Raw genomic sequence first — 3,260 nt, forward strand, 5'->3', positions numbered from 1 at the left:
CCTGAGGCTCAAGATCATCGCCAGCTTCCTGCCCGCGCTACCCGAAAATGCTCGATTGCACCCACAGTGATCCGCGAAGACCCTTTTTTCTGCATGCATGCTTGAGCGCCCCCGCGATGGTGGCAAGCTTCACTGGATAGCGACGAGACGGGTGACTGGAGCGCCTTAGCGAAAACGCGCGATCGGCGGGCCTCCATGTCACGATAGTCGTCCGCTCCCCTGAACCCCCAGATGGAGACACCGAAGCGAGGATCCCGGCGTGAAGGCGCTGTTGGACAATCGTGGGCTGACCCGGTGAGATATCGGCACGCATACCCCCGATACCGGCAACGAGCGGAAGGGGATGCCTGGTGGGCATCCCCTTTCATACAGCATCTCCCGGGTTGCCGCCGCATTACGCCAGCGGCGGCGTCTGATCGTCCCGATGTGCACGATCACTGCCTGCGATGCCGGCGCGGAATACCGCAGCCGGTCGCAGGTTTTTCATGGTCTGCGGCAGCGCTCCCTGCGCTGCGCATGAGGTTGCCCGAACTATTGGATGAGCGCCTTGGCGTGACACAATAATTCTTCCACATCGCTGCCCTGCAAACATGTGTTGATCGCTTGACTCGCCTTGGTCGCCCGACGCTGCGATAGCGCTTCGTTGACACCACCCATCACGCCGCGCAGGACTTGCTGCTTCAAGCCGATGTCGATGTCGCCCTCGCGGCGATTGTTCTTGACGGTGATGGCGGTGTGCTGATTCAGCGCGCCGACCGCAGCCATGGCTCCCGACAATGTTGCGATTCCCAGTGTCTGCGCGGTCGAAACATTTTGCGTTCCGCCTTGTGCCGCAGAGGTGACCTTGCCGATCACCGACGACGCTGCGCTGCCCAGTACGCCGAGATGGAACATTTGGCCAAAGCGTTGGGCAGTCTGTGCGGAGAACTCGCGAGATGTGTACTTACTGAGGATATCGCGGATCAGTTGAGGCGACATCACCGACTTCTCGGCGCCTAGCAGCAATGCCGCAGCGACCCCGTTGGGGTCGAGTTCGTCCAACCTGCCTTCACGCATGGCTTGCAGGTCCTGGCTCAGCAAGTTCAATTTCTTCGTCAGGCCGCCACCGTGGCCCGCCTCCAGATCAAGGTCGTCCGCGTTTGCCAATCCCTGCGGCGAGGGCGACGCGGCAATTTCCTCCTTGAGCACTTCTTCCATCGACGCCAATCCGTTGATGACACGTTTCACCAAAGCCTGAGTGGGCGATTGAATCAGTTTCTTGAGTTTGCTCTGGTCGATCTCCTCTGCCGCAATCGGCTCACCACGTGCAAGTTTCGACTTGCCTGTTTCTGTCACTACATCCGCGTACAGCAGGTTGAGCTTGTTGTTGTAATCCTGCTTGGCCTGTTCGTCGAAGCCGGCAGCCACATGCTGCGCCGCTGTCATCAGCAGGGCACCGACGGTCTGCGCGGTTGGCGACAATGCCCGCATTGCACCGGTTTTGATGAGCAGGCCCAGCGTGCTCGCCAATGGCGAACGCAGGATGCGAGGGACGGCCTGCCAGCGATTGCCCATCCATTGCCGTTCGTGCGCACCCTGGGTCATCACAAAGTCGTGCTGGGCTTGATGCAGGCGCCTTTCTGACTCAAGCAATTGTTGGGCTGTGGCGGGGTCCTTGGCTTCGCGGAACCTGTCGCAGCATGCACCGAATTCTTTGAGGTGGCTTTCCAGCGCTTTCGCCAGATCCGGAAGCCAGTGCTTGTCGTTGATCTCATTCTTGTCCGGCACGATGACGTGACCGCCATGCTCGCGGATGGACTCGCACAGGCTGACCACCGCCGACTGCTGTGCGGCGTTCATCGGTGCGGCGATGAACATCGTTCCTATTCCGAATCCAGTGCCTGCCCAAGGCCGACCGGTTGCGTTGTTGATCCAGGGCGAGACGATGTACTGCATCGCATTGTTGAGGAAACTGCCGGTGGGATTGGGCATACCGGACAGCAATGCAGTGCGCCTCATCCTGAATACTTCGCGTTCGCTTAATCCTTGCGCCTCATACCATGCCATTGCATCTGCTTCGTGAATACGATTCAGCAGATCTGCATGGGTTGCTGCGCGTTCACGGGTTCCGTTAGCGGCCGGTGATTCCATCGGCCTGATCTTGTTGATGAGTTCGGCGGCCAGTTCCGCCCTGACTTGGCGCAGGTTATCGGAAATCAATGTTTCCTTGAGTCGAACCAGCGATGCTGTGCAGCTGGACGAGGAAGTTGCAGGCTGCGAAACCCGCAGATCTGACGCACCCACGGGGCTAGCAGCCTGAGCTATCTGTCCCGTGTCAGGCGGCGAGGACAGAACAGACTGTGCAACTTGCGGGCCAGTCGCACCAGGGGGGCGAGCAGCTTGCTTGCTGCCCTTACTCGGACGCGGCGATAGCTTGGTCAATGCGCCCTCGGGCCGTTGATCCGGACGGCTGGGCGAGGCTTTCGGGGACGTGAGTTCAGTCTCGTGGAGATGCAGACTTGCGGCTGATGCACTGGGGTTGAGTGGATTGGATGAAATTGCGCTCTTCATCAGATATTCCTTGGTTCTCTTTGGAGTGGCGGCATCGATCGATATCTGGTGCCGAAGAATGCGATCGCTACGCAATCCCGGAACCGGGCCCAGTGTCGATGAGCAGCGCGTTGACCATGGTTCCGAAAAAATATCAAGATAAATAACGCGATGCAGGCGTTTGTGAGAAGAGATATTCAATGGCGAATCGCATCGCGCGTAGGCTAAATGACTCCGCTGGCAGCATCCTGACCGGTCAGCGAATCGGTGTTGCCATACCGGAATCCCCTCGTGGCTGGGATGCTGATGTTGGAACAACAGCTCAAGAATCGGTCGACCTGGCCGCGCTGTATTGCGATTTCTGCGGCAGGGACCCCAGCGAAGTCCCTGCTGGAAATCCGTGGCTTGACCGAGTAGTCAGTAGTCAGTAGTCGATCGGCGGGATTGAAATGGGATGGCAGTGCCATCCCATTTCGTTTTTCACATCGCAAATCCGTACTCGCCGACTGCGACGAATTCATCTCCCGGATAATGGGAAGCCGCCCCCTACGTCAGCCTAGTTGTCGCCCGGATAGGAATCAGACATGGGGCGATAACGCGAGGTGGATGTGGCCAGATACGGACAGCAGTTCAAGAACAAACCTGATTAGCCCCATTCCTCAGCCGGTAGTTGCAGGATTTGCGACGGGTCGGCTGGACAATGGCCCCACTTGAAGGCAACGGAGGTGGGG

1 protein-coding gene is annotated in these 3,260 nt (G+C 58.8%); it reads right to left on the reverse strand.

The features are described 5' to 3' along the window. Positions 1-531 precede the first annotated feature (531 nt). A complete protein-coding gene (gene xopN / locus XcuCFBP2542_RS18580) occupies positions 532-2,550 on the reverse strand; it encodes a type III secretion system effector XopN (RefSeq protein ID WP_425478062.1) in 2,019 nt (672 codons plus the stop codon). Positions 2,551-3,260 lie beyond the last annotated feature (710 nt).

This window comes from Xanthomonas cucurbitae (genome assembly GCF_002939885.1).
GTDB classification, from domain to species: Bacteria; Pseudomonadota; Gammaproteobacteria; order Xanthomonadales; family Xanthomonadaceae; genus Xanthomonas; species Xanthomonas cucurbitae.